At 71.7% G+C, this 25,762-nt stretch carries 24 protein-coding genes and 1 other RNA gene; 19 read left to right on the top strand and 6 right to left on the bottom strand.

Annotated features, from left to right (window positions below):
• The first annotated feature begins 57 nt into the window (after positions 1-57).
• Both smpB and IFY26_RS06890 read left to right on the top strand, forming a co-directional pair.
• Positions 58-534, top strand: coding sequence for an SsrA-binding protein SmpB (gene smpB / locus IFY26_RS06895; RefSeq protein ID WP_232548256.1), 477 nt, complete (start codon positions 58-60; stop codon positions 532-534).
• A 10-nt stretch (positions 535-544) separates the two neighbouring features.
• On the top strand, positions 545-2,416 hold the full coding sequence (locus IFY26_RS06890) for a DUF2207 domain-containing protein (RefSeq protein WP_232548255.1): 1,872 nt from the start codon (positions 545-547) through the stop codon (positions 2,414-2,416).
• Positions 2,417-2,469: 53 nt separating this feature from the next.
• On the opposite strand, the gene IFY26_RS06885 is transcribed toward IFY26_RS06890, so the two are convergent.
• Entirely contained in the window at positions 2,470-2,838 is a 369-nt protein-coding gene (locus IFY26_RS06885; protein ID WP_232548254.1) for an FKBP-type peptidyl-prolyl cis-trans isomerase, read from the bottom strand.
• 116 nt (positions 2,839-2,954) lie between these two features.
• Here IFY26_RS06885 and IFY26_RS06880 point away from each other — a divergent pair, with 116 nt between their 5' ends.
• Complete coding sequence (locus tag IFY26_RS06880; protein WP_232548253.1) at positions 2,955-3,518, top strand: DUF1707 and DUF4870 domain-containing protein; 564 nt, start codon at positions 2,955-2,957, stop codon at positions 3,516-3,518.
• A gap of 60 nt (positions 3,519-3,578) precedes the next feature.
• Positions 3,579-3,949: a transfer-messenger RNA gene (gene ssrA, locus IFY26_RS06875) on the top strand.
• Between the two features lie 207 nt (positions 3,950-4,156).
• On the opposite strand, the gene IFY26_RS06870 is transcribed toward ssrA, so the two are convergent.
• Positions 4,157-5,113: a cation diffusion facilitator family transporter gene (locus IFY26_RS06870; RefSeq protein ID WP_232548252.1), complete on the bottom strand. Its 957-nt coding sequence runs from the start codon at positions 5,111-5,113 to the stop codon at positions 4,157-4,159.
• Positions 5,114-5,419: 306 nt separating this feature from the next.
• On the opposite strand from IFY26_RS06870, the gene IFY26_RS06865 reads away from it, so the two are divergent.
• From IFY26_RS06865 to secA, 8 genes are all read left to right on the top strand, one after another.
• Positions 5,420-6,004 carry a YqgE/AlgH family protein gene (locus IFY26_RS06865; RefSeq protein WP_232548251.1) on the top strand — a complete coding sequence of 195 codons (585 nt, stop codon included), beginning with the start codon at positions 5,420-5,422 and terminating at the stop codon, positions 6,002-6,004.
• Between the two features lie 25 nt (positions 6,005-6,029).
• Positions 6,030-6,737: an MtrAB system response regulator MtrA gene (gene mtrA / locus IFY26_RS06860; RefSeq protein WP_232548250.1), complete on the top strand. Its 708-nt coding sequence runs from the start codon at positions 6,030-6,032 to the stop codon at positions 6,735-6,737.
• A gap of 83 nt (positions 6,738-6,820) precedes the next feature.
• Entirely contained in the window at positions 6,821-8,320 is a 1,500-nt protein-coding gene (mtrB, locus tag IFY26_RS06855) for an MtrAB system histidine kinase MtrB (protein ID WP_269779230.1), read from the top strand.
• A complete protein-coding gene (locus IFY26_RS06850; protein ID WP_232548249.1) occupies positions 8,317-10,011 on the top strand; it encodes an LpqB family beta-propeller domain-containing protein in 1,695 nt (564 codons plus the stop codon). Before mtrB ends, IFY26_RS06850 begins: the two co-directional genes overlap by 4 nt.
• Positions 10,012-10,156: 145 nt before the next feature.
• On the top strand, positions 10,157-10,738 hold the full coding sequence (locus IFY26_RS18125; protein ID WP_232548248.1) for a ComF family protein: 582 nt from the start codon (positions 10,157-10,159) through the stop codon (positions 10,736-10,738).
• A 116-nt stretch (positions 10,739-10,854) separates the two neighbouring features.
• Complete coding sequence (hpf, locus tag IFY26_RS06840; protein WP_232548247.1) at positions 10,855-11,466, top strand: ribosome hibernation-promoting factor, HPF/YfiA family; 612 nt, start codon at positions 10,855-10,857, stop codon at positions 11,464-11,466.
• A complete protein-coding gene (locus tag IFY26_RS06835; RefSeq protein ID WP_232548246.1) occupies positions 11,463-12,665 on the top strand; it encodes a winged helix-turn-helix domain-containing protein in 1,203 nt (400 codons plus the stop codon). Before hpf ends, IFY26_RS06835 begins: the two co-directional genes overlap by 4 nt.
• A gap of 48 nt (positions 12,666-12,713) precedes the next feature.
• Positions 12,714-15,518, top strand: coding sequence for a preprotein translocase subunit SecA (secA, locus tag IFY26_RS06830; protein WP_463366318.1), 2,805 nt, complete (start codon positions 12,714-12,716; stop codon positions 15,516-15,518).
• A 28-nt stretch (positions 15,519-15,546) separates the two neighbouring features.
• Here the strand turns inward: secA and IFY26_RS06825 are convergent, their stop codons facing one another.
• Positions 15,547-16,035 carry an Rv3235 family protein gene (locus IFY26_RS06825; protein ID WP_232548245.1) on the bottom strand — a complete coding sequence of 163 codons (489 nt, stop codon included), beginning with the start codon at positions 16,033-16,035 and terminating at the stop codon, positions 15,547-15,549.
• A gap of 424 nt (positions 16,036-16,459) precedes the next feature.
• Here IFY26_RS06825 and IFY26_RS06820 point away from each other — a divergent pair, with 424 nt between their 5' ends.
• A complete protein-coding gene (locus IFY26_RS06820; protein ID WP_232548244.1) occupies positions 16,460-17,059 on the top strand; it encodes an RDD family protein in 600 nt (199 codons plus the stop codon).
• A gap of 39 nt (positions 17,060-17,098) precedes the next feature.
• Here IFY26_RS06820 and IFY26_RS06815 read toward each other — a convergent pair whose 3' ends face one another.
• The gene (locus tag IFY26_RS06815; protein WP_232548243.1) at positions 17,099-17,833 is read right to left on the bottom strand and encodes a queuosine precursor transporter; all 735 of its coding nucleotides are present in this window, start codon (positions 17,831-17,833) and stop codon (positions 17,099-17,101) included.
• Positions 17,834-17,937: 104 nt separating this feature from the next.
• Here IFY26_RS06815 and IFY26_RS06810 point away from each other — a divergent pair, with 104 nt between their 5' ends.
• From IFY26_RS06810 to IFY26_RS06785, 6 genes are all read left to right on the top strand, one after another.
• On the top strand, positions 17,938-18,375 hold the full coding sequence (locus tag IFY26_RS06810; RefSeq protein ID WP_232548242.1) for a DUF5709 domain-containing protein: 438 nt from the start codon (positions 17,938-17,940) through the stop codon (positions 18,373-18,375).
• Between the two features lie 117 nt (positions 18,376-18,492).
• Positions 18,493-19,449, top strand: coding sequence for a PhoH family protein (locus tag IFY26_RS06805; RefSeq protein WP_232548241.1), 957 nt, complete (start codon positions 18,493-18,495; stop codon positions 19,447-19,449).
• The gene (gene ybeY, locus IFY26_RS06800) at positions 19,446-19,898 is read left to right on the top strand and encodes an rRNA maturation RNase YbeY (protein ID WP_232548240.1); all 453 of its coding nucleotides are present in this window, start codon (positions 19,446-19,448) and stop codon (positions 19,896-19,898) included. Before IFY26_RS06805 ends, ybeY begins: the two co-directional genes overlap by 4 nt.
• Before the next feature lie 67 nt (positions 19,899-19,965).
• A complete protein-coding gene (locus tag IFY26_RS06795) occupies positions 19,966-21,336 on the top strand; it encodes a hemolysin family protein (RefSeq protein ID WP_232548239.1) in 1,371 nt (456 codons plus the stop codon).
• 14 nt (positions 21,337-21,350) lie between these two features.
• A complete protein-coding gene (era, locus tag IFY26_RS06790; protein ID WP_232548238.1) occupies positions 21,351-22,400 on the top strand; it encodes a GTPase Era in 1,050 nt (349 codons plus the stop codon).
• A 16-nt stretch (positions 22,401-22,416) separates the two neighbouring features.
• A complete protein-coding gene (locus tag IFY26_RS06785; RefSeq protein WP_232548237.1) occupies positions 22,417-23,625 on the top strand; it encodes an FUSC family protein in 1,209 nt (402 codons plus the stop codon).
• Positions 23,626-23,628: 3 nt separating this feature from the next.
• Here IFY26_RS06785 and IFY26_RS06780 read toward each other — a convergent pair whose 3' ends face one another.
• Entirely contained in the window at positions 23,629-25,002 is a 1,374-nt protein-coding gene (locus IFY26_RS06780) for a Dyp-type peroxidase (RefSeq protein WP_232548236.1), read from the bottom strand.
• Positions 25,002-25,739, bottom strand: coding sequence for a hypothetical protein (locus IFY26_RS06775; RefSeq protein ID WP_232548235.1), 738 nt, complete (start codon positions 25,737-25,739; stop codon positions 25,002-25,004). The genes IFY26_RS06780 and IFY26_RS06775 overlap by 1 nt, the downstream gene beginning before the upstream one ends.
• Between the last annotated feature and the right edge of the window lie 23 nt (positions 25,740-25,762).

Raw genomic sequence — 25,762 nt, 5'->3', positions numbered from 1 at the left:
GGGCGGGCGGATCGGGTTATGCTGGGCGTTCCGGGCGGAACACGAAGGGGGATCTCCATGCCACGACCCACGGGCAGGGTCCTCGTGGCCCAGAACAAGCTGGCGCGGCGCAACTATGCCATCGGCGACACGGTGGAGGCGGGGATGGTGCTCACCGGCACCGAGGTGAAGGCGTTGCGTGCCGGTCGGGCGTCCCTCACGGAGGGCTTCGCGACCGTCGACGACGGCGAGGTGTGGCTGCGCAACGTCCACATCCCCGAGTACACGTTCGGCACCCACAACAACCACCTTCCGCGCCGCAACCGCAAGCTGCTGCTCCACCGCCGCCAGATCGTCAAGCTCGAGCGTGAGGTGGCGGACTCGGGCCGCACCCTCGTGCCGCTGGCCATCTACTTCAGCGACGGCTACGCGAAGGTCGAGATCGCCGTGGCGACCGGCAAGCGCGATTGGGACAAGCGCCAGACGATCGCGAAGCGTGACGCTGACCGGGAGGCGCAACGGGCGCTGGCGACCCGGAACAAGGGCAGGCGGTGACGTGAGGGCCGTGCCTCGACGCCTCCTGGCGGCCCTGGTGGGCCTCGGGGTGATGCTGACCCTGTGGCTCGGGGTGGCGCTCCCGGCGTCCGCCGATGACTCCTTCGACTCCTTCGACGCCGTCTACACGGTGTCTCCCGACGGAGCGCTGAGCGTCACCGAGACCGTGGTCCTGCGGTTCGGGGCTGACTCGGGGCGCCGCGGGTACGAGCGCTACCTCGTGACGCGTGAGCGTTACGACGACGAGCAGGACATGGTGTACGACATCTCCAACGTCGAGGTGTCCTCGCCGGATCCGGGGGTTTCCACGGAGGTGCAGACCACCCGCTACAACCCGTCGCCCCGCGAAGGCGTCCTGCGCATCCGCATCGGTAGCGCGGATCGCAGGATCACGGCGCCGACCGCCACCTACGTCATCAACTACGAAGTGCGGGGTTCGCTGCGGACGCCGCAGAGCGGCGTCCCCGAGCTCTACTGGGACGTGACCGGCTCGAGCATGGGCGCCATCGAGACTGCCGGTGTCCGCGTGAGCGTGCCCGGCGGAGCCCAGGGTCAGGGGTGTGCGGTCGGGCAGCCGGGCTCGAACACGCCATGCACGAGTGCCACCATCGAGGCGGGTGAGGCGGTGTTCACCCAGGACGGCATTCCCGCGGGCGACCTGTTGACCGTGGGCGTTCAGATGCAGGCGTCCGCTGTCACCGGAGCCACCCCGATCCTGGTGGAGCGCGGGGATGCCCAGGACGTGCGGGTCACCCGCCTCATGCAGGGGGCCGGGGCGGTGGCCGCCTTGGTCATTCCCGTGCTCGGCTGGTGGTACTACCGCCGCAATGGCCACGACCAGCGGTACGCCGGTCTCCCGCCGGGCACCGTCCCTGCGCCGGGCCAACCCGCGACGATCACCCGTCACGACCCGCGCCAGGAGGTGCCGGTGTCGTTCAGCCCGCCGGCGCTGCCGCTGACCTACGCGGGCTTCCTGCTCGACGGCCATTACCGCACCACGCACCTCTCGGCCACCCTGGTGGGGCTGGCGACGTCCGGCACCGTCCAGCTCAGCAGCCAGGACGGAACGACCGCAATCCTCCGCGACCCGCGGCGAGCGCCGGATCATCCGAGCCGCCTGCTGCGCGACGAGATGTTCGCCCGGGGCGAGGACGCGGTGGACGTCAGCCGGGCCGGGCAGCTCGCGCAGGCGTCCGACCGCCTGGCCGCGGATGCGCGCTCCGAGGTGGGGGCGCAGAACTGGTTCACCCAGCTCCGGCGAGGCCGGCGTTCCGGCTCGGCCATGGGGCTGTTGTGGGCGGGCTTCCTCGTCGTCATGTTCCTCGACCTCCCGGCGCTCGGGGGGCTCTGGTGGTTCCTCGGGCCGGCCACGGTGTCGCTGGTGATCACCCTGCTCGTCGTGCGGGCGCGCATGGCGCGCGGGCAGCGGACGGCGCTCGGCCGGGCGTGGACCGACCAGATCGAGGGGTTCCGCACCTACATCGCCACCGCGGAGGCCGACCAGCTCCGCTTCGAGGAGGGCGAGGACATCTTCAGCAAGTACCTGCCGTGGGCCGTGCTGTTCGGCCTGGCCGAGCGGTGGGTGTCGGTGTGCCAGGAGGCGATCTCGCTCGGACGCCTCACCCAGCCCGACACGAGCTGGTACGGGGGCACCTTCTGGGACGGGCCGGTCATCTTGTGGAACCTGGACGCCGTGGGCTCCTCCCTGGGGCCGGCCACCGCGCCGTCGATCGCGCACAGCGGCCCGAGCTTCGCCAGTGACACCGGCTTCGGTGGCGGATCCGGCTTCGGGGGCGGGGGTGGCTTCGGCGGCCTCGGTGGGGGCGGTTTCGGTGGCTTCGCCGGGGGCGGCGGCGGTGGAGGCGGCGGCGGCAGCTGGTGACGCGACGGCGGCGGCGCCCCTGAGGGGCACCGCCGCGTCTTCATGGCGTCAGATCAGGCCACGCCCACCAGGTCGCACACGAACACCAGGGTCTCGTTCGGCTTGATGACGCCGCCCGCGCCCCGCGCGCCGTAGCCCAGGTGCGGCGGGATGGTGATGCGACGGCGTCCACCGACCTTCATGCCGGCGATGCCCGTGTCCCACCCCTGGATGACCTGACCCGCGCCGAGCGGGAACACGAGGGGCTCGCCGCGTCCGTAGCTGCTGTCGAACTCGGTTCCGTCGGACCAGGCGACCCCGACGTAGTGCACCGCCACGCGCTTGCCGGGTGTGGCTTCGGGGCCGCTGCCGGTCTCGAGGTCGTCGAGCTGGAGCTCGGTGGGTGGGGGAGTGTCGGGGATGTTCACGTCTGGCTTGTCCATGCACGCCACGCTACACACCGGGCGCCGCCCACCTGACACCACACACCCACCGCGCCCAGGGGTCGGGCGGGGGTTGACCCGATGGGCGGGCTGCGCCGAGGGGGCACACTGGGAGCATGACCGCCCTGGATGCCCACCGCCCCGCACCCCCCATCACCGAGACCGAACGGCAGCGCGCCACCCAGCGGCTCTGCGACGCCTACGGCGAGGGACGGCTGGACGAGGTCGAGCTCGACGAACGCCTCTCCGCCGCGCTGGCGGCACGGACGCGTCGCGAACTGAGCGGGAGTCTGGCCGGCCTGCCCGCGATCAGCCGTCAGGTGCTCGCCACCCGGACCGGTCAGATCGCCGGTGGCTTGGCGCACCTGTCGGGCCTGTTCACGTGGATCCTGGGGCCACTGCTGTTCCACCTGATGGGCTCGCGGGGCTCGTCCGCGCGTGCCGAGGCGGCGAAGGCGTTCAACTTCCAGCTGATCGCCGGGCCGCTGTTCCTCGTCGTCGCCATCGCGGCGCCGCAGCTGCTGCCGGACTGGATCGCTGCGTTGACCGTGCTCGGCACTTGGCTCGGCTGGGCCTGTCTGACCGTGGTGGGCGGTGCGCGGGCCTTCAGCGGCCAGCCGTTCCGCAACCCCGTGACCCGCATCGTGCCGTGGGAAGCATTGGACACCCGCGGGCGTTGAGGAGGTAGCGTCCATCCGAGCCGGCGAGGATCGGGTAGGGTGGACGGGCACAACTCAACAGGGGGTGACTGGTTTCGACTCGGGACGGTAGTTCCAGGAGAAGCGGGCCGAGGAGCCAGCGACATCTCGTTAACGAACGCTGGAAACCATTAACTGCCGACAACACTCGCGCAGACTTCGCTCTCGCTGCCTGATCAGTGATCGAAGGGTCAGCCCGGATGTAGCCTTCCGTCCGGTGTCTGGCCTCATCTAGGAGGCTTGCTGACCAGCCGACGCCTTGGCGGCTGGTCGGGACTTCACCAGGGCTGGGCCTGTCCGCGACGTGCCGATGACGAGCGCGGGGGCCGAGCAGAACGACACCATCGGCTGCGCCCGGAGAATGTCTGGTTCGCCTTTCGAGGACGCGGGTTCAATTCCCGCCACCTCCACCCCTGTGTGCCTCGTGAGGGTGCACGTCAACCCCCGGACCCACGCTCAACCGCGCGGGTCCGGGGGTTTAGCGTAGCTGGAGCGATCGTGGTCGCCGGCGCTCCTGCCGGAGGTGATCGCCCCCGCCGACTCCCCTCCCTGCCGCGCCACGTGATGCACCCGGTGCCTGGTCCGTTTGCGATGCGCGGGGTCGTCGGTTCGGGACGCGCTCAGTCGAGCGCCGCCTCACCCGGGGCCGCGAGGCTGAGGACCGCGCGCTCGACGAAGGGGTTGGCCTGGAGGCGGTCCTCGACCGCTTGAAGCCGACCTTGCATGACGGACTCGGTCGCATCGTCCACGAGGTCGACGGCGGCGATGACGAAGACCCGGGAGGGTCCGACGTACTCCATGTGGAGGAAGGTCACCCGGTCGACCTCCGGGTCGGCCTTCAGGACGTCCAGGGCCCGGCGTCGAATCTCGGGGCTGACCGTCTGGCCCACCAGGAACTGGCCGTTGCGGACGATGAGCAGGATGGCGACCACGCCGAGCAGGACTCCGACGAGGATGGAGCCGATGGCGTCGTAGATGGCGTTGTCGGTGATCTCGTGCAGCGCGAGGCCGCCGGCGGCGAGCAGGATGCCCAGGAGCGCGGCGAGGTCCTCGAAGAACACCGCCCGCAGGGTGGTCTGGCTGGTGTCGAGGATGAACCGCATGGGTCGCATGTCGAGCCGGGCAGCGCTCGCGCGCGTCTGACGCACCGCCTGGGCAAAGGAGGTGCCCTCCAGGACGAACGCCACGGCGAGGACGGCGTAGCTCAGCAGGTAGTCGCCACCCTCGCCCTCGGCGGAGAGCTCGGAGATGCCGTGCGTGATCGACAGGATCGACCCCGCCGTGAAGAGTCCGAACGCGGCGACCATGGCCCACACGTAGGCCTCGCGACCGTAGCCCAGCGGGTGCGTGTCGTCCGCACGCCGTGCCGAGCGCCGTTCGGCCACGAGGAGCAGTCCCTCGTTGCCGGTGTCGGCCCAGGAGTGGGCCGCCTCGGCAACCATGGATGCCGACCCCGAGAGCAGGGCGGCGACCGTCTTGGCGACAGCGATGAGAGCGTTGGCGCCGAGCGCGATCAGCACAGTGACCAGGTTGCCGCCCTGCGACTCCGGCTGGTCGGGGGCGGGCGTTGCGGTCACGAAAGATCCCGTGCCGCAATGGCGTGCCCCTGCCGAAGCTGGGCGCGGGGGCGGGTTCGTGCGGCGATCCTCGTGATGACCAGGTCCGTCATCGTGGCGCGCGTGTCCATGGTGTTGGTCGTCCCCTCGTGGCCGGCGGCAGCGAGCCGCTTCCTGGCTGCCGCCAGGATCCGGACGCGTCTCGATCTCCGCACGTTGGCGTGGGCCCGGAGTCCTTTCGAAGCGATGAGATGGGACGGCGGCCGCCCCCGGTCGCACGCTCCCGAGGATTCGTGGGCAGCCCCCCGCGCCGGCCTGCATGGCAGGATGAGCCTCGTGGACGCCGACAACCCGGGCCCGGCGATCAGGCCGGGCACCCTGCTGGTGGCTGGCGTCATGGTGGGCGACGGGCTGTTCGACGGCGCGGTGGTCCTGTTGCTCGACGTGGACGGCGACGGCGCGCTCGGCGTCATCCTCAACCGGCTCTCCGACTTTGACCTCGAGCGCGCACTGCCGGGGTGGGAGCGGCTGGTCAGCTTTCCGCACCGCCTCCACGACGGCGGACCGGTGTCGCCGGACGGCGCGATCGCGCTGGCGTCCCCGGCCGATGCCGCGGAGGAGCCACCTGGCTGGCGCGAGCTGTTCGCGACGGTCGGGTTGTTGCACCTGCAGACGCCGCTGGAACTCGCCGACGGTGCGTTCCGCGACCTCCGGATCTTCGCCGGCTACACCGGGTGGGGGCCCGGGCAGCTTGCGGGCGAGATCGCCGACGACCTGTGGCTCGTGGTGCCGGCCACGTACTCCGACGTGTTCGACCCCGACCCCGAAACGCTGTGGCGTCGCGTGCTGGCCCGCCAGGAGGGCGAACTAGGCTGGCTGTCGACATGGACGTCCACCCCCGAGCTCAACTGACCCGGGGAAGACCGAGGAGGGCAGCATGGGGGAGAGCCGATCCACCGGCGGCGTGATCCTCGTCGTCGACGACGACGTGGCGCTGGCCGAGATGTTGCAGATCGTGTTGCAGGCGTCCGGGTACGAGACCAGCTGGGTGGCGCGGGGGGACAGGGTGCTGGAGGAGTTCCGCCGCGCCCGCCCGGATCTGGTGCTGCTCGACCTGATGCTGCCCGGGCGCGACGGCGTCGACGTGTGCCGGGATCTGCGGGCGGAATCCGACGTCCCGATCGTCATGCTCACGGCCAAGTCCGACACCCGTGACGTCGTGGAGGGGCTGGAGGCGGGCGCGGACGACTACGTGCCGAAGCCGTTCAAGACCCAGGAGTTGCTGGCGCGCGTGAAGACGCGGCTGCGCCGCTCGGCCCCGCCGGAGGAGGACGCCGACACCCTGCGCATCGGTGAGGTGGCGATCGACGTGGAGGCGCACACCGTCCACCGCGGCGGGGAGCCCATCGCCCTGACGCCGCTGGAGTTCGATCTCCTGCTCGCTCTGGCCCGCAAGCCCCGCCAGGCGTTCACCCGCGAGCTGCTGCTGCAAGAGGTGTGGGGCTACCGCCACACGGGGGACACGCGGCTCGTCAACGTGCACGTGCAGCGCCTGCGCAGCAAGATCGAGCGCGACCCCGAGCGGCCCGAGATCGTCGTGACCGTGCGGGGCATCGGGTACCGGGCCGGCGTGCCCAGCCCGTGACCACCCAGCAGGTGGACGCACCGCGTCCGGCCCCCGAACCGCCGGCCCTGGCGCGCTCGCCGCGGGCGTGGTGGTCGCGCTCGTTGTCGTTCCGGGTCGTGACGATGAGTGTCGCCGCCTCGCTGATCGTCCTCGCCGTGACCGGCTGGCTGCTGGTCGACAGTTCCTCCCGCGGCATCCTGGCGGCCAAGACCAGCCAGTCGGTGTCCGAGGCGGCGGCCGTGATGGACGGCATGCAGGCCTCGCTGCGGGACGCCGACCTGCGGACGTCCACGGTCAACGAACGGCTCACCCTGCTGGCCCGGGACGCGGCCAGCCGCGGCAACGTGGGTCACCAGTACGAGGTGGTGATCGCGGGGCCCGTCTCCGACATCGCGTCGGCCGGCGTCGACGTCGCCAGCGTGCCCGACCCGATCCGCTACGCCGTCGAGGTCGGTGGCTCGGAGATGTTCACCACCCCCACCGTGGTCCGGTTCACCGACGGCCGGGCCGACCGGGCGGGGCTGGTGGTCGGGGGCGCGCTCCTGGCCCCCGGGAGCGGGCGCTACCCGGTGTACTTCCTGTTCCTCATGGACCAGGAGCAGCAGACCCTCCAGGTGGTGCAACGCTCGGCGCTGCTCGCCGCCGCGGCCTTCCTCCCCCTGATGACCGGGATCATGTACCTCATCTCGCTGCAGGCGCTGCGCCCGATCCGGGCCGCGCGGGAGACGTCCGAACGCATCGCCGCCGGCAAGCTCGACGAGCGGATGGCCGTCCGCGGCTCGGACGACCTGGCCGGGCTGGGGCGCTCCATGAACCACATGGCCGACGAGTTGGGCCGCCGGTTGGAGCAGCTCGAGGATCTCTCCCGCGTGCAGCGGCAGTTCGTCTCCGACGTGAGCCACGAGCTGCGTACGCCGCTCACCACGATCCGGATGGCGGTGGACGTGCTCTACGAGGGCCGCGACGCCCTGCCGCCGCTGCCGCAGCGCTCGGCGGAGCTGCTCCGCCAGGAGATCGACCGCTTCGAGGTGCTGCTCACCGACCTGCTGGAGATCTCCCGGTTCGACGCCGGCGCCGCCGAACTCCAGGCCGACGAGGTCGACCTCGCCGCCCTGGTGGCGGCGGAGGTGGCCGCCCAGCAGTCGCTGGCCGAGGCGTACGCGACGACCATCCACGTGGACGCCACAGGCGACACCCGCTGCCAGGTCGACCCGCGGCGCATCCGGCGCATCCTGTCGAACCTGTTGAGCAATGCGATCGAGCACGGTGAGGGTCGGGACGTGGACGTCACGGTGCGCGCGAACGAGGACGCCGTGGCCGTCGCCGTCCGTGACCACGGCGTCGGGTTCAGCGCCGCCCAGGCGCACCAGGTGTTCTCCCGCTTCTGGCGGGCCGACCCGTCGCGGCAGCGCACGGTGGGCGGGTCGGGCCTCGGCCTGTCGATCGCGCTGGAGAACGCCGAACTGCACGGCGGCTGGCTCAACGCCTGGGGCCGCCCCGGCCATGGCGCCCAGTTTCGCCTCACGCTGCCCCGGACCCCGGGCGGCATCGTGGCCGAGTCGCCGATCCCGGTGGTGCCGGGGGCGGGGGGCGTCCGTTGAAACGCCGCACGCTGCTGCTCGGGGCGGCCGCAGGCGCCCTGGCCGGCTGCGCCTCGGTGCCGACCTCGGGCCCGGTGACGCAGGTGTCGGCCGACCCCGGCCGCATCAATCCGGGCGTGGAGATCGCACCCGCCCCACCCGGTCGCGACGCCACCCCGAGCGAGGTCGTGGAGGGCTTCCTGCACGCCATGGCGTCCTGGCAGCCCGGGTATCGGCTGGCCCGCGCCTACCTCACCCCGGCCGCGGATGCGGAGTGGAACCCGGACGCCGGCGTCCGCATCTACGCCGAGGGCAACCCCGTCGTCGCCACCGACGACAGCGCCGTGCTGAGCGCCCCCGTGGTCGGCACCCTCGACCACCTCGGATCGTACCGCCAGTCCAGCGGCGAGATCGACCACGACTTCGGGCTGGTCACCGACGCGGACGGCCAGTGGCGCATCGACCACCCGCCCGAGGGTCTGATCGTGTCCGAGTACCTGTTCACGAGTGCCTTCACCCGGGTCGTGGTGTACTTCTTCGCGCCCGGGCAGCAGTGGCTGGTGCCCGACCCGCGGTATTTCCCGCGCGGTTCCTACGCGCTTGAGGGGGCAGTCCGCTCGGTGGTGAGCACACCGACGGCCTGGTTGGCCCCGGGGCTGGACCCCGCGTCCCCCGTGGTGGGGCTGGACTCGGTCCGCGTCGACACGGACGGGGTCGCCCAGGTGGTGCTGCGGCGCACCGGGCCCGATCTGAGCGACGCCGAGCGGAGGGCGCTGGCCGTCCGCCTCGTGTGGACGCTGCGTCCCTTCGAGAACGTGGCGGCGGTCGAGGTCGGCTGGGCTGGCCAGTCGCCGTGGCAGGTGGAGGGGCAGGGGCGTCTCGTGGCGGTGGACGCCTTCGCGGACGCCGACCCGCAGGACCGGCAGACCAGCCGGCAGCTCTTCGCGGTCGTGGCCGGCCGCGTCGTGCGTCTGGTGGAGGTGCCGGGCGGCCTCGAGGCGATCGAAACCGCCCCCGGGCTGGACGCCGTCGCCTACGCCGCCGTCCGCCCGGACGCCCTCGCCGCGGCGGGGGTGAACGCCGACCGCTCCCAGCTCCTGGTGGCACCCATGACCCAGCCGGGAGCCGAGCCGGTCGCCTCCGCCATCGGCCTGCGCCGCCCGCACTACGCGCGGCAGGGCGAGCTGTGGTTCGTCGACGACCGAGGTGCGGTCGGTGCCGTGCTGCCGGACGGCCGGACGGTCGCCGTGACGGTGACGGGCTCGGCTGAGGGCCGCGTCGGGGCCCTGCGGGTCGCGCCGGACGGGGTCCGCATCGCGTTCGTCATGGATGGCCCCGGCGGGGGGACGGTGGCACTCGGCGTCATCGTCCGGGCGGAGGACGAGGTGCGCGTCGAGGGAGTCCGGGCGCTGTCGGTCACGGAGTCGGAACTCACCCAGCGTACCGTGCGCGACGTGGGGTGGCGCAGCGCCGACACCCTGTGCGTCCTCGTCGCCGACGGCAGAACGACGACCGTCATGTCCGTGGCGCAGGACGGGTCGGTGCTCGCGCCCATCGGGCCGACCGGTGAGGACGGGCTCGTCGAGCTCGCCGTGGCACCGGGCGTGCCGGCGCTGGCCCGCTCCACCGAGGGTGAGCTGCTGCGTTACAACGCCGACTTCCGGTGGTCGGCCCAGCAGTCGTCGGCGTCGTCGGTGTTCTACCCCGGGTGAGGTGACAGGCCCGGCCTAATGTCTGGGCGTGTGGGTGCGGGCGGGGGTGGACGCGGCGGCGTCCTGGTTCCTGGGCGCGAGCTGCCCCACGTGTGGTGCGCCCACCGCCGGCGTGTGTCCGGCCTGCCACGCCACACTCACCGGGGTGGCGCCGTTCGCGGCGCCGGTGGACGCCGGCGTCGCCGTGTGGGCCTCGGCCGACTACACCGACCCGTGGCGCACCGCGGCGATCGGGTTCAAGGAGCGCGGCGCGCGCAGTTTGGCCGACCCGCTGGGGTGGGCGTTGGCGCGGGCGGTCGCCGCCCTGCTGCTCGCCGGCGGCCGGCTGCCGGACGGGGTGGACCTCGTTCCCATGCCGTCGCGGGCGGCCGCCGTCCGCGAGCGCGGCCTGGACACCACGGCCCTCCTGGCCCGACACGCCGCCGCGGTGGTGGCCGGCACCGGGCTGGACGCCGGGGTGGACGCCTGCCTGCGCCACCGGCGTCGCGTCGCCGACCAGGCGGGTCTGGATGTCGTGGGCCGTCGGCGCAACGTGGCGGGGGCGTTCGTGGCGCGACCGCGGCGGGGGCGTCCGGTGGTGGTCGTGGACGACCTGGCGACCACCGGCGCCAGCCTGGCCGAGGCGACGCGGGCGCTACGGGCCGCGGGGGCCAGCGTGTGCGGGGCGGCCGTCCTGTGTGCCGTGACGCGGGAACGTCCCGGGGGCGGGGCACCCCCATCCGGGTGAATTGCGGACGGCGCTGCGCTAGGGTCGGCGCATGGCACCAGCAGCCAGGCCCCCGGCGTTCCTCGCCGGAGGCTGGCCCGGTGCCTTTCGTGATCCGCGATCAAGGAGGGTTCGCCATGGACGTCATCGTCACCGGACGCCGCTGCACCATCAACGACGACTTCAGGGAGAGGGTGACCGAGCGCATCGCCTCGATCGAACGCTTCCGCGATCGCGTCCAACGCGTCGAGGTGCAGGTGTCGGCCCACCCCCACAAGCAGCCCGACCACGCCACCAGCGTCGAGATCACGCTGTACGGCCGCGGCCCCGTCGTCCGCTCCGAGGCGGCCGCCGACGACAAGTCGATGGCCTTCGAGCACGCGCTGGACCGGCTGAAGGCCCAGCTCCGCCGCGCCGCCGACCGGCGCAAGGTGCACCGCGGGCTGCGGGTCGCCGAGACGCTCGAGATGGCGTCCGCGCCGGTGGAGACGCCGGCCGTCGACCCGGACGCCCCGCCCGTGCAGCGCATCGGCGGGCTGGAGATCACCGGCGACGGCCCGCTGGTCGTCCGCGAGAAGATCTTCCCCGCCACCCCGCTCACGTTGGCCCAGGCCCTGGACGAGATGGAGCTCGTCGGCCACGACTTCTTCCTCTACGTCGACGCCGAGTCGGGGGCACCGAGTGTCGTCTATCGGCGCAAGGCCTACGACTACGGCGTCATCCACCTCGATCTCGGTCAGAAGGAGTGACGCCGGTTCGGCTCACCCGTGCCGCCGCCCGCCGCATCGCGCTGGCCGCCCAGGGGTTTGGGCGGCCGCGCCCCGCGGCGGTCGGCATGCGCCACGTCGCCCGCGTCATCGGCGACGTCGCGCAGTTCCAGATCGATTCGGTGAACGTGGCGGTGCGTGCGCACTACATGCCACTGTTCGCCCGCCTCGGCCCCTACGACACCGCGCTGCTCGACCGGGCGGCCGGGCAGGCGCCGCGCCGGCTCGTCGAATACTGGAGCCACGCCGCCTGCCTCGTCGATGTCGACCTGTTTCCGGCGCTGCGCTGGCGGATGCGCGCGAATGCGGGCCGTGAGCACGCCACGCTCGCCCGCCTGCGCGCCGAGACACCCGAGCTCGAGCAGCGGGTGCTGGCCGACGTCACCGGCGCGGGGCCCCTGACGCCACGCGAGATCGACCACGCCGAGGAGCGCTCCCGCGACCACTGGGGGTGGAACTGGTCGGCCGTCAAGCACGTCCTAGAGCACCACTTCACGGCCGGAACGGTCGGCGTGGCCAGCCGCAACGCCGCGTTCGAGCGGCGCTACGACCTGACCGAACGCGTGGTGCCCCCCGCCGTGCTCGCGCGCGGGGAGCTGACGGCCGAGGACGCCCACCTGGCCTATGTGCGCCGGGCGGCGCGCGCCTTGGGGGTCGCTGACGTCAAGGCGCTCAGCACGTACTTCTACCTCCGCACCGATGCGGTGCGCCGGGCGGTGGCGACGCTCGAGGCGTCCGGCGAGCTGGTGCCGGCGACCGTCGCCGGGCTGCCGCAGCCGTTCTGGCTGTGGCACGCGGCGCGACGGCCGCGCAACCTGGCCGTGCAGGCCCTCGTGAGCCCGTTCGACACGTTGGTGTTCGACCGGCCACGGCTGGAGCAGCTGTTCGGCGCCGAGTACCGCATCGAGATCTACGTGCCCGAGCCGCAGCGCCGTTACGGCTACTACGTGTACCTGTTCCTCCACGGCGACGCGGTTGCCGCGCGGGTCGACCTGAAGGCCGATCGGGCGGCCGGCGTCCTGCGGGTGCAGGCCGCCTGGCTGGAGGAACCGGCACCGGCGGCCGCGACGGCCGCGGCGCTGGCGTCCGAGCTGCGCACGATGGCGGGCTGGCTGGGGCTCGACGACGTGGTGCCGGCCGGCCGAGGCACCCTCGCTGCGGAGCTGGCCGCCGCGCTGTGAGGGCCCGCCCGGTGGGGGCGGGGGCCGGGGCCGGTAGGATGACTCCTCGTGGGACTTTTCGACAAGCTGATGCATCTCGGCGAGGGGCGACAGATCCGTCGCCTCGCGGCGATCGCCGACCAGGTCAACCTCGTGGGGCCGGAGTTCGAGGCGATGAGCGACGACGACCTGCGCGCGGAGACGCCGGCGTTCCGCCAGCGGATCGAGAACGGGGAGTCGCTCGACACGATCCTCCCCGAGGCGTTCGCCGTCGTCCGCGAGGCGGCCACCCGCGTGCTGGGCAAGCGGCACTACGACGTGCAGATCATGGGCGGGGCGGCCCTCCACCTCGGCAACATCGCCGAGATGAAGACCGGTGAGGGCAAGACCCTCGTCGCGACGCTGCCCAGCTACCTCAACGCCCTGTCGGGCAAGGGCGTCCACGTCGTCACGGTCAACGACTACCTGGCGCGTTACCAGTCCGAGCAGATGGGCCGTGTCCACCACTTCCTGGGCCTCGAGACCGGTGTCATCCTGCAGCAGATGACGCCGGCGCAGCGCCGGGTGGCCTACGCGGCCGACGTCACCTACGGCACCAACAACGAGTTCGGCTTCGACTACCTGCGCGACAACATGGCGCTGTCGCTGGCCGACTGCGTGCAGCGCGGCCACCACTTCGCGATCGTGGACGAGGTCGACTCGATTCTCGTCGACGAGGCCCGCACGCCGCTGATCATCTCCGGCCCGGCAGAGGACAACCACCGCTGGTACCCGGTGTTCTCGCGCCTGGTGAAGCGCATGAAGCGCGACACCCACTACGAGGTCGACGAGAAGAAGAAGACCGTTTCGGTGCTGGAACCCGGCATCACGATGGTCGAGGACAGCTTGGGCATCGACAACCTCTACGAGTCGGCCAACACCCCGTTGATCAGCTACCTGAACAATGCGGTGCGCGCCAAGGAGCTGTTCCGGCGGGACAAGGACTACATGGTCACCCCCGAGAACGAGGTGCTGATCGTCGACGAGTTCACCGGCCGCACGCTCGTGGGGCGTCGCTACTCCGAGGGCCTGCACCAGGCGCTCGAGGCGAAGGAGGGCGTCCAGATCCGCGAGGAGTTCCAGACGCTCGCGACGATCACGCTGCAGAACTACTTCCGCATGTACGACAAGCTCGCCGGCATGACCGGCACGGCGAAGACCGAGGAGAGCGAGTTCCAGAAGATCTACGGCCTGGGCGTGCTGCCGATCGCCACGAACAAGCCGATGATCCGCGTCGACCAGCCCGACCTCATCTACCGCACGGAGGACGCGAAGTTCGACGCCGTGGTCGCCGACGTCGTGGAGCGCCACGCCGCCGGGCAGCCGGTGCTGCTGGGCACCGCGTCCGTCGCGAAGTCGGAGATCATCAGCGCCCGGCTCGTGAAGGCCGGGGTCAAGCACGAGGTGCTGAACGCGAAGAACCACGCGCGGGAGGCCGCGATCGTGGCGCTCGCCGGCCGCAAGGGCGCCGTCACCGTGGCCACCAACATGGCTGGCCGCGGTACCGACATCATCCTGGGCGGCAACGCCGAGTTCCTGGCGGACGCCGCCCTGCGGCAGCGCGGGCTCGACCCGCGGGAGAACGCCGAGGAGTACGAGGCGGCGTGGCCCGAGGTGTACGCCGAGCTCGAAACGCAGACGGCCGCCGAGCACGAGGAGGTCGTCGGGCTGGGCGGGCTGTACGTGGTGGGCTCGGAGCGGCACGAGAGCCGACGCATCGACAACCAGCTGCGCGGCCGGTCGGGTCGACAGGGCGACCCGGGGGAGTCGCGGTTCTACCTCTCGCTGGCCGATGACCTGATGCGGTTGTTCAAGGCCGACCTGATCGAGCGCGTCCTGCTCGTGCTCAACGTGCCGGACGACGTGCCGATCGAGAACAAGCAGGTCACCAACTCCGTGGCGAGCGCCCAGGAGATGGTGGAGGCGCAGAACTTCGAGATGCGCAAGAACGTCCTGAAGTACGACGACGTGATGAACCGGCAGCGGCACACGATCTACGGTGACCGGCGCAAGGTGCTCGAGGGCGCCGATGTGGACGGCCAGCTGCGGGTGGCGACGTCGCGCGTCGTGGAGCAGGTCGTCCGCCAGCACACCGAGGGGTTCCTGGAGGACTGGGACCTCGAGGCGCTGTGGACCCAGCTGCGGACCCTCTACCCGGTGGGCCTCGACCTGGAGGAGTACGCCGAGCGCACCGACCTGACGACCGACACGCTGGTGGACGACTTCGTGGCGGACGCCGACGCCGCCTACGACCGGCGCGAGGAGCAGCTGACGGCCCCGGTGATGCGCGAGCTGGAGCGGCGCATCGTCCTGACCGTGCTCGACCGCAAGTGGCGCGAACACCTCTACGAGATGGACTATCTGCGCGAGGGCATCGGCCTGCGTGCGATGGCGCAGCGCGACCCGCTGGTGGAGTACCAGCGCGAGGGTGGCGACATGTTCAACGCCATGATGGACGCCTTCCTCGAGGAGTCGATCGGCTTCCTGTTCAACCTGGAGGTCAACGCCGCGCCCCAGACGGCCCCGGCGCCGCAGGTCGGCGTCGTGACCGGCGCGGACGGGGCGCCGGTGAACGTCGCCGGGGCGGTGCAGGCCCCCGGCCTCACGCCGCAGCGCGAGCCGGCCCGGTTGACCTACACGGCTCCCGACGAGGACGGCCAGGCCGTCCGCAGCGCGGCCCCGGCGCAGGACGCGGCGTCGGATGGTGGTGCGGGTGCGGGTGCGGAGGACGGAGACGATGCCGACCAGCCGCGCCGCAGCAAGCTGGGCCCGAACCAGCGCTGCCACTGCGGGTCGGGCAAGAAGTTCAAGCACTGCCACGGCCGCACGGTCTGAGGCGGGCGCTCTGCCCGGGCGGGACCGGTCAGGAGTGGCTCCGGAACGGGCGGGTCGCCCCCTCGACGAGGCTCCCCTCCAGGGCGGTGCAGCGCCAGCGGGTGCGGCGCCCCTCGAGGCGGAGCGCCAGCGCGGCGTTGCGGTGGGCGTCGGCGAGCCGGAGCGTGACCTCGGCGACGCCGGGTCGGGGCTCCTGCATGCGGAACGAGGCCACGACCAGGCCGTGCGCGACGCGGGAACGCAGCACGTGACCGACCACGCTGCCCACCTCCTCGGCCACGATGGGGTGGGCCTGGCTCGGTGGACGCCGCCCGGCGAGCACCTCGACGAGCGCGACGGCGATCGCCCGCACGACCCGTTCCTCCGCCGTTCGGGAGGGCTGGGCGGGCCAGAGATCGGGCCGGGGCTCCCGGAACGGCAGCTCCGGCTGCGCCGGGCCATCGGCGGGCAGGGGTGGAACCAGTCGGATGAGCACCGGGCGGCTGAGGGGCGCGAGGGCCGGCACGGGAACCGTCATGGGACGAGCCTGCGGCGTGGACGCCTCGCGCCGCCAGCGCGACCGGTGCCGCCTGTGGACAACTCGCCCGCTCCCGGCACCCGATGTGAATGGGGAGTCCTCCCCACCGACAGTCCCCCTTCGCTCTGGCAGGCTTGGCACGACGATTCCAGTGCTCACCGCGCTCAGCCGGTGACGGACGCGAAGGAGGCCCCGGCCCGTGGAGTGCTCCTTGTGCCGGCACCACAACACCGCAGGGGCGCGCAGCTGCGCGCGCTGCGGCGCGCCGTTGGGAGGCGCGACTGCAGCAGCACGGCAGAGCGGACACGTCGGGCCGCGTCCAGAACCGTGGACCGGCGACGGTGAGCACCGGGCGGACAGGGCGGGCCGTGCGGACAGGGCGGGCCATCCGGACGAAGTCGACCCGGCCGCTCCGGAAGACGGCGTGGACGGTCGCACGGTGGCCCGGGCGGCGCTGCGCGGGGCGGGTGGGGGCCCGGTTCGTGGCCCCGCCGTCGTCCCGGACCCGGTTCGCCGACCTGACCCCACCCGGGCATCCGACCCGGCCCGGCGCCCCGCGCCGGCTGCGGCGACGGTGGCGCCCGATCTCGCACCTCTTGGCCAGCGATTCGGCGGAGCGCTGTTGGACGGGTTGTTGTTGAGCGCCGTCATGCTCGGGGCCCAGTTCGCGACCGGCTTCGTCGTGCCCCGGCCCACGACACCGCAGGCCCTGGCCGCCTACGTGGCGGCGATGGCGACCGTGCTCGGGAGCGTCTCGCTGCTGGCGCTGGTGTACTTCACGATCGGCAATGCGCGGGGTCAGACGCTCGGCAAGCGGCTGGTGGGGACGCGGGTGGTGCACTATCGCACCCGCGAGCGGCTCGGGTGGAGCCGGGGCCTCGCGCGCGCGGCGATGCTGTTCGTGCTCGGATTGCCCGCCGGTCTGGGCTACCTGTCGGTGCTCGGGCCGGAGCGGCGCGGCTGGCACGACCTGGCGTCGAACGCCGTGGTGGTCAGCGTCCCCGCACGCCCCCGCGCCGCCTGACCCGCCAGCCACCGGCGGGGTCGCGGACGCCGAGGAGAGTCAGTGGTAGTCGGGCTCGCGCCGCTTCACCGCCGCGACGAGCCGGTAGGTGACCGGGAGCAGCAGCACCTCCACCAGCACCTTGTAGACCCAACCCACCACGATGTAGTTGACGAGCTGGGGCAGGGGGATCGAGCCGCCCCCGAGCCACATCCCCAACGGGCCGAACGCGATGGTGCAGAACAGCACTGTGTCGGCGAACTCTCCGACGACGGTCGAGGTGACGAGGCGCACCCACAGGCGTCGCTCGCCGAAGGCGTCCTTGATGCGCACCAGCACCCACGCGTTGAGGAACTGCCCGACGAGGAATCCGACCAGGCTGGCCAGCACGATGCGTGGCACGAAGCCGAGGACGGCGCTCCACGCCTCTTGGTTGGGCCAGTCGACGGCGGGCGGGGCGGCGTCCACCACCAGGAAGGTCACGCTCATGACCGCGGCCCAGACGAACCCGGTGACGATGGCCCGGCGGGCGCGACGCATGCCGTAGACCTCCGCGAGCACGTCGCCCAGCAGGTAGGCGAGGGGGAACAGGAACGCGCCGCCGTCGGTGATGATCGGCAGCACCGGGAAGCCGAGGATCGCCACGTCCGGCCCGAACTGGATCAGCTTCGTCGCGCCGATGTTGCTGATGAGCAGCACGGCGACGAAGGACATGAGCACGAGGTCGTGGACGCCGCGCGTCCCTCGCGCGTAGGTGGCGGTGGGCCGGTCGGTGCGGGTCGCTGTCGAGGTCACGGCCGCACAGCCTACGCCCCGCCGCCCGCGCCGCGATCACGGATCCACCCCAGCGGCCCGGTGATTGGCGTGCCTGGCGCGGGCGTTGGTGGCAGGATCGGTGCATGAGCGAGAACAACGGAATCGCGGACGGCTTCGACGACTCCCTGGAGCAGCTGCAGCCGGCGGACACGCTGGTGGATCGCGGCGTCCCGGACGTGCTCGACGAGGGGTACATCGCGCCGGACGACTGGTCCCCGGCCCAGGGCTTCGGCAACACCGCCGCGGAAATGCGCCGGGGCGAGACCCTCGCCATGCGCGTCAAGCAGGAGGAGCCCGAGTCGTCCGGCCCGGATGACCGCCCGTGGAACCCCGACGGCGAGTCGCGGCAGGTGGGCAACCAGCGCGCCGGACGCCTCGTGGACGCCCGCCACGGCGAGGCGGGTGTCGACGACGAGAAGGACGCGGTGGCGTTCTCGGTGGGCATCGACGGCGGGGCGGCCTCGGCGGAGGAGGCGGCGATGCACGTCATCGACACCGAGGATGACGACGAAGTCCAGTAGAATCACCCGGGTGCCGGCCGTGGGGCCGGCCCCTCAACCTGCCGCTGACGAGGAGCGATCCTGACTACTCCGCTGACCGAGGCCACCCGCCGCATCACGGTGCCGGCCTCCATCCCGATGGTCACCATCGTGGGGCCCCGCGACGAGTTCCTGCGCATCCTCGAGCAGGCGGTGGACGCCGGCGTCCACGTGCGCGGCAACGAGATCACCCTGACGGGTTCGGCCGCGGATGTCGCCACCGCTGCGGACGCCCTCACCGAGATCATCACGATCGCCCGCACCGGCCAGGGTCTCACCGCCGACGCCGTCGAGCGGGTGGTGGGGATGGCGTCCGAGCCGGGCGAGTTGCACGCGTCCGAGGTGCTGACCCAGAACATCTTGTCCGCGCGCGGCAAGACGATCCGGCCCAAGACGCTCAACCAGAAGCGGTACGTGGACGCGATCGATGCCCACACCGTGGTGTTCGGCATCGGGCCGGCCGGTACGGGCAAGACCTACCTCGCCGTCGCCAAGGCCGTCCAGGCGCTGCAGGCCAAGGAGGTCAACCGCATCATCTTGACCCGGCCGGCGATCGAGGCCGGTGAGCGCCTCGGCTTCCTGCCCGGCACCCTGAACGACAAGATCGACCCGTACGTCCGCCCGCTGTATGACGCGCTGCACGACATGCTCGACCCCGACCAGGTGCCGCGGCTGCTCACCGCCGGCACGGTGGAGGTGGCGCCGCTCGCCTACATGCGCGGCCGCACGCTGAACGACGCGTTCATCATCCTCGACGAGGCCCAGAACACCTCGATGGAACAGATGAAGATGTTCCTGACCCGGCTCGGGTTCAACTCCCGCATGGTCGTGACCGGCGACGTCACCCAGGTCGACCTGCCGTCGGGAACGAAATCGGGGCTGCGCGAGGCCGAGTCGATCCTGGACGGGGTCACCGACATCGCCTTCTGCCGCCTCACCAACCACGACGTGGTGCGGCACCGGCTGGTGGGGCGCATCGTCGAGGCGTACGACCGGTACGAGTCGACCCGACCCGAATCGACCCGTCCCGAACCCACCCGCAGGAGCAGGCCATGATCGACCTGAACAACGAGTCCGGCATCGAGGTGGACGAGAAGCGCCTCGTCCGGCTCGCCGCGTTCGCCCTGGAGCAGCTGCGGATCCATCCGCAGGCCGAGCTGTCGATCCTGCTGGTCGACGAGACCACGATGGCTGACTACCACGAGCGGTTCATGGGGCTGCCCGGCCCCACCGACGTCCTGAGCTTCCCCATGGACGAGCTGCGGCCCCCGTCCGACGACGACGAGCCGCCGCTGGGGCTGCTCGGCGACATCGTGCTGTGCCCGACGGTGACGGCGGCGCAGGCGTCGCAGCACCAGCGGACGCCCGAGGAGGAGGCCGACTACCTGCTCGTGCACGGCCTGTTGCACCTGCTGGGTTTCGACCATGCCGAGCCGGAGGAGAAGCGGGTCATGTTCGGCCTCAACGACCAGGTGATCGCCGCCTGGGCGGCGGCCGGCGCCTGACGGTCGCCCGATGCGCAACGGGTAGGATGGCCGCGACCCGTCGCCGCACAGAAACGGTAGTGCCCTGTTGACCCAATTCGAGTGGATCCTGCTGGGGGTTGCCGCTGTCTGCGTGTTGCTGTCCGGGCTGGCGACGGCCATCCAGGCGGCGCTGACGTCGTTCTCGAAGGCGCGTGCCGAGGCGCACGTGAAGAACGGACGCCGCGGCGCCGAGCGGCTGCTGACCATGACGCAGGATCCCGCCCCCTCGCTCAACACCATGTTGTTCGTCGGCATGGTGCTCGAGATCGTCGCCATCGTGTTGGTGACGGCCGTCGTCGCCGACCACGTCGGGAGCATCGGCGGGCAGCTGCTGTGGGCGGCCGTGCCGATGGTTCTCATCAGCTACATCCTCATCGGGGTGGGGGCCCGGACGCTGGGCCGCCAGCACGCCGATTCCATCGCGCTGCGCACGTCGGGGCTGGTCAGTGGGCTGACGACCGTGCTCGGCTGGTTCCCCCAGATCCTCATCATCGTCGGCAACTGGATCACCCCGGGCCGCGGCTTCGTCGACGGCCCGTTCACCTCCGAGGCCGAACTGCGCGAGCTGGTGGACATGGCGGAGGCGTCCGACCTGATCGAGGCGGGCGAGCGCCGGATGATCCACCAGGTGTTCGAGCTGGGCGACACCATCGTCAAGGAAGTGATGGTGCCCCGCACCGAGATGGTGTGGATCGAGGCCGACAAGACGCTGCGCCAGGGCCTGTCGCTCGCGCTCCGCTCGGGGTTCAGCCGGATCCCGGTGATCGGTGACGACGTCGACGACGTGCGCGGCGTGCTCTACCTCAAGGACGTGATCCGCCGCAGCTACGACAACCCGCAGGCGCAGGCGTCCGAGACGGTCGACTCGCTCATGCGCAAGCCGACGTTCTGCCCCGACTCCAAGCCCGTGGACGCCCTGCTGAAGGAGATGCAGCTCACCCGCAGCCACGTGGTGATCGTGGTGGACGAGTTCGGGGGCACGGCCGGGCTCGCGACCATCGAGGACATCCTGGAGGAGATCGTCGGCGAGATCGTCGACGAGTACGACCGGGAGATCCCGCCCTACGTGCAGCTCGCCGACGGGCGGTTCCGGGTCAACTCGCGACTGCAGGTGGACGAGTTGGGTGAACTGTTCGGGCTGCGGGTCGACGACGACGACGTGGACACGGTGTTGGGCCTGATGGCCAAGGAACTCAACAAGGTGCCCATCCCCGGGTCGGTGGTCGAGTGGGAGGGCCTCGAGCTCGTGGCCGAGCGGGCGTCCGGGCGGCGCCACGCCATCCAGACGGTGGTGGCCGGCCTCATCGCCGACGACAGCCACGCCGATGCCGCGGTGGACGCCGCCGTCGGCCTGGCCGCCGAGAGCGGCGCCGAGGCCGGTCACCGGGGCGCCACGAGCTGGACACGTGACCAGTGAACGGAGCCGACCACATGGATGACAGCCTTCCCGACGACCTCCCCGACGACCTCCCGGAGGACGTCGACGACGACCTCGACGACGACGAGCGGGCCTTGGGAGCCGGGGGGCCGGCCGCGGCGCCGGCGTCCGCGTTCGTTTTTCCCGAGGGGTTCCGGTCGGGCTTCGCCTGCTTCGTGGGGCGGCCGAACGCAGGCAAGTCGACGCTGACGAACGCGATCGTGGGGCAGAAGATCGCCATTACGTCGTCCAAGCCGCAGACCACCCGGCGGGTCATCCGCGGCATCGTGAACCGCGACGACGCCCAGCTGGTGCTGGTCGACACCCCCGGGTTGCACCGGCCGCGGACGCTGCTCGGTGAGCGTCTCAATGACCTGGTGCACGACACGTGGAGCGAGGTCGACGTCATCGGGGTCTGCCTGCCGGCGTCACAGCGGATCGGCCCTGGGGATGAGTACCTGGTGCGCCAGATCGCGGAGCTGCCGCGGCGTCCGAAGCTGATCGCGCTGGCCACGAAGACCGACCTGGTGAGCCGCGAGCGACTCGGCCAGCACCTCGTCAAGATCGCCTCGCTGGAGGAATCGCTCGGGGTGCGGTGGGAGTCCGTCGTGCCGGTCTCGGCGGTGGCGGGCGACCAGGTGGACGTGGTCGTCGACGAGATCGTGAACCTGCTGCCCCCGGGGCCAGCCCTCTACCCGGACGGGGAGATCACCGACGAGCCCACCGAGACCCGCATCGCCGAGCTGATCCGCGAGGCGGCGCTGGAGGGCGTCAGCGACGAGTTGCCCCACTCGATCGCCGTGGTCATCGACGAGATGAACCCGCGGGAAGGGCGTCCGGCCGACAAGCCGCTGATGGACATCTACGCCTCGGTGATCGTCGAGCGGGCGAGCCAGAAGGGCATCATCATCGGGCATCGCGGGGAGCGGCTCAAGCAGGTCGGCACCGATGCCCGCCTGCAGATCAAGCAGTTGCTCGGCATGCCGGTGCACCTGATGATCCACGTCAAGGTGCTCGCGGACTGGCAGCGCGACCCCAAGCATCTGAACCGACTGGGGTTCTGAGCGGAGGGGGTGACCGATGCCCGACAGCTTCCTCGTCCGCACCACCGAGCGGTTGGACCTGCGGCGCCGGGGCGTCTTCGTCGGCTCGGCGGTGCGGCAGGGGTTCCGCCGCGTCCGGGGGTCGCTGTTCCCGATCGTGGTGGCCGCGTTCGGGGCGTCTCTGGCCTGGCTGGTCGCCGAGCGCGTCTTCGGGCACACCAGCCCGATCTTCGCGCCGATCGCGGCGTGGGTGTGCCTGGGGTTCAAGGTGGACCGGGAGCCGCGGAAGGTCGCCGAGCTGGGGTTGGGGGCGTCCGTCGGCGTGCTCATCGGCGAGCTGCTCACGCACTTCTTCGACGCCGGCTGGTGGCAGATCGGCGTCGTGCTCGTCGTCGCCGCGTGCTTCGGGCGGTTCATCGATCGCGGTGACCTCACCACCATGCAGGCCGGGGTGAACGGCATCGTCATCGTCGGCATGTCGTGGTTGGACGCCGCGCTCGGCGGCGTCCAGAGCCGGTGGGTGGAGGCGCTGATCGGGGTGAGCGTCGCCTTCGTGATCGCGGTGCTCCTGCCCCGTCACCCCACCAGCCGGCCACGCCGCTACGCCACGTCGGCCCTCATCGCGCTGGCCGAGATGTTGGAGCTGATCGGCCGGGGCCTCACCACCGGCGACCGTGAGGTGCTGGGCGACGTCAAGGCCCAGCGGCGAGTGCTGACCGACGTGTCCGACGACTGGGAGCGCACGATCAAGACGGCGCGCGACGTCGTGGGTTTCAACCCGGCGCTGCGGCGGCACCGTGGCGAGGTGGCGCAGCTGGGCCGGCTGTTCCGGTTGCTGCGCCGGGCCGTGCGCAGCGCGATGCTGCTGGAGCGCCAGGCGGTGGGCATGACCGAGGAGGTCGGCTGGATGCCCGAGGTGGGCGGGCTGGTCAGCGACACCGCTCGGGCCGCCCGGCTGCTGGCCGACGCGGTGCGGACCTGGTCGCGGCCCGACCGGGCCCGCGCCCTGCTGCTGGACACCGCGGCCCAGCTCGCGCCGTCCCAGATGCGCGCCGACTACTGGCGCTCGGTGGCGCTCATGGTGCTGCTGCGCGCCCTGGTCGTCGACCTGCTGCAGATGACCGGTCTGTCGCGCGACGCCGCCCGCGCGGCCCTGGCCGAGACCGAGGGTCGACCGTTCGCCGACGACGATCCCGAACGGGGGCCCCACGCGAGCGACGACGGGGCCTCGCCCCTGTGGGGCTGAGCCTCAGGCCTGCCAGCCCGCCCGTCCGAGCCAGGCCAGGGCCGAGAGCGACGGCATGAACATGTACTCCCCGCCGCGGAGCCGGTTGAAGGTGGTCACCCCCGGGACGCGGCGGCGGGCCGGCTCGGCGGGCACGGTGAAGGTCCCCGGTTCGTCGTGGAGGCCGACAACGGGATCGCGCTCGGTGCCGAGGTCGATGAAGTTGCCGCGGTTGATCCACTCTTGTTGCAGGAACTCGATCGTGTCGTAGGCGCGCGCGCTGATGAAGATGAAGAACAGCCCGCGCTCGTCGTCGTGGTCATCGGCAGCGGTGAGTTCTCGCGTCCAGCGCGGCCCGAACGTCGACGATCGCCGGATGATGCGGTGAATGTTCTCGTCGTTCAGGATGGTGGTCTCGCTGAACCGCGGGTTCAGCCGGCGCGTGTGGCTGCTGTGCGGGCACACCAGGCCGCGGGTGTCGTCGGCGTAGTCGAAGTCGTTGTTCCGCGTCGGGTCGGCGCCGAGGGCGGGGTCGTCGCCCTCCGGGGCCAGGACGAGCGGAGCGCCCGAGCGCCATCGCCCGACCATCTGCGCACCCAGCCGGTCCTGGGCCGCCTCGTCACCGGCGTGGTCGCGCAGGAAGTCGTTCCAGGCGCCCACCCGGCTGTCGTACTTGCGCAGCACGACGAACGAGCCGTTGCGGCCCAGCACGTCGGGGGAGGGCATGGCGACCGGCGCACCGGTCTCGCTGTTCTCGCCGAGGATGAACTCCCCGGCGGCGATGGCCCGCTCCTGTCCCGGCTGCGGAGCCACGCCCGAGCCAGCGACGGTGGGCTGGGAGATCGAGTCGCGGTAGCCGAACGGGTTCTCGGCCCGCTCGTCGACGCCGAACGTGTGGGTGCCCACCACGGTGATCCCGGTGGACGCCTCGAGCTCGCGCTCGGCGGTCGCGACGGCCTGGGCGAGGTCGTCCTCGTTGTCCGCATAGATGGTCAGCGCCAGGTGGCAGCGCTGGTCGCGGTAGGCCTCCTCCCAGTCCTCGGGGGCGTTCTCACCGTGGTCGCGCAGCTGTTCGGCGCGCGCGGCCATGCCCTGTTGGAAGGGCAGCGGGAACGATTCGAGCGACGCGTCGGGCACGCCGAGCGCCCGCAGCCCGGCGAAGCTCAGGGCCACACCGGACCAGGCGTGCCGGTCCTCGGCCCAGTCGTCCGCGGAGGGGATGTGCTCGGCGAGCCGGGCGATGAGGTCGCGTCCGCCGTCCGGCTCGTCGAAGTGGACCATGGCGTGCAGCCCGACGTAGGGCTCGGGGCGCGCCCGCAGGATCAACGCCTGGATGTCGTCGAGCTGCAGGCTCACGTTCTCGCGGCGGAAGCGGCGCAGCAGGTGCGTGGGGGACATCAGTAGTCCACCCCCGTCGGCTCAGAGACCTGCTCGGCGAGGACGCGCAGCGCCTCCCGGGTGGTGGGGTCGACGGCATCGTTCGAGGCCATGGTGTCCAGGAACGTGTCGAGCGCCTGCTCGGTCCGCTGCAGGCGGCGGGTGTCGACGACGGTCACCTGCGGGTTGGCGACGAACCAGCCCGCGGCGTCGATCTGGTGCTCGGCGATGTAGTCCTTGACGTCGGGGGAGCTGATGCCGGGCCAGCCGACCACGTTCGCGAACAGCAGGTCCATCAGCTCGGGGATCTTGGTCGCAAAGTCGTTGATGTAGGTGTCCCAGTCGCCGTCGTAGGCGGTCGCGAAGATGATGCGGGTGTCGTCGTCGAAGAAGACGAAGCGCATGTTGTGCAGGGTCGAGACGCGCTGGGCGCCGTCGAAGTTGCCGCCGGTGAGGTTGAAGATCCGGCGCAGCCGATCAGCGCCGCCGGGCTTGAGTTCGGCGATGGCGGTGAGTTCGGAGACGTTGCCGGACTGGCGCCCAGCGCGCCCGGCGGACTGCGAGCTGCCGTCGTAGAGCGGGTTGTGGTCCTTGATCAGCGCGTTGATGGAGATCTGCGCGATGGTGGGGGCGTCTGCGGCGACCTCGGCGGCCACGCGGCGGAACTCCTCCAGGCGGGACTCGTCGGACAGCCGCGGGTCGGGGTTGCCCGGGCGGGGCAGATCCTTGCCGGTGTGGGGGGATTGCGTGTTGTTCATGGGGGGTTTCCTTTCGGGAGGTG

Source organism: Propioniciclava soli (assembly GCF_014858005.1).
Classification (GTDB): Bacteria; Actinomycetota; Actinomycetes; order Propionibacteriales; family Propionibacteriaceae; genus Propioniciclava; species Propioniciclava soli.
This window is presented reverse-complemented; position numbering and strand designations above follow the sequence as displayed.

Coding starts and splice junctions, on each gene's coding strand:
- IFY26_RS06885 (WP_232548254.1), bottom strand. CDS start 2,838: ATGGACAAGCCAGACGTGAACATCCCCGACACTCCCCCACCCACCGAG.
- IFY26_RS06785 (WP_232548237.1), top strand. CDS start 22,417: ATGCCCGACAGCTTCCTCGTCCGCACCACCGAGCGGTTGGACCTGCGG.
- era (WP_232548238.1), top strand. CDS start 21,351: ATGGATGACAGCCTTCCCGACGACCTCCCCGACGACCTCCCGGAGGAC.
- mtrA (WP_232548250.1), top strand. CDS start 6,030: ATGGGGGAGAGCCGATCCACCGGCGGCGTGATCCTCGTCGTCGACGAC.
- IFY26_RS06865 (WP_232548251.1), top strand. CDS start 5,420: ATGAGCCTCGTGGACGCCGACAACCCGGGCCCGGCGATCAGGCCGGGC.
- IFY26_RS06810 (WP_232548242.1), top strand. CDS start 17,938: ATGAGCGAGAACAACGGAATCGCGGACGGCTTCGACGACTCCCTGGAG.
- IFY26_RS06880 (WP_232548253.1), top strand. CDS start 2,955: ATGACCGCCCTGGATGCCCACCGCCCCGCACCCCCCATCACCGAGACC.
- hpf (WP_232548247.1), top strand. CDS start 10,855: ATGGACGTCATCGTCACCGGACGCCGCTGCACCATCAACGACGACTTC.
- ybeY (WP_232548240.1), top strand. CDS start 19,446: ATGATCGACCTGAACAACGAGTCCGGCATCGAGGTGGACGAGAAGCGC.
- smpB (WP_232548256.1), top strand. CDS start 58: ATGCCACGACCCACGGGCAGGGTCCTCGTGGCCCAGAACAAGCTGGCG.
- IFY26_RS06775 (WP_232548235.1), bottom strand. CDS start 25,739: ATGAACAACACGCAATCCCCCCACACCGGCAAGGATCTGCCCCGCCCG.
- IFY26_RS06825 (WP_232548245.1), bottom strand. CDS start 16,035: ATGACGGTTCCCGTGCCGGCCCTCGCGCCCCTCAGCCGCCCGGTGCTC.
- IFY26_RS06805 (WP_232548241.1), top strand. CDS start 18,493: ATGGTCACCATCGTGGGGCCCCGCGACGAGTTCCTGCGCATCCTCGAG.
- IFY26_RS06780 (WP_232548236.1), bottom strand. CDS start 25,002: ATGTCCCCCACGCACCTGCTGCGCCGCTTCCGCCGCGAGAACGTGAGC.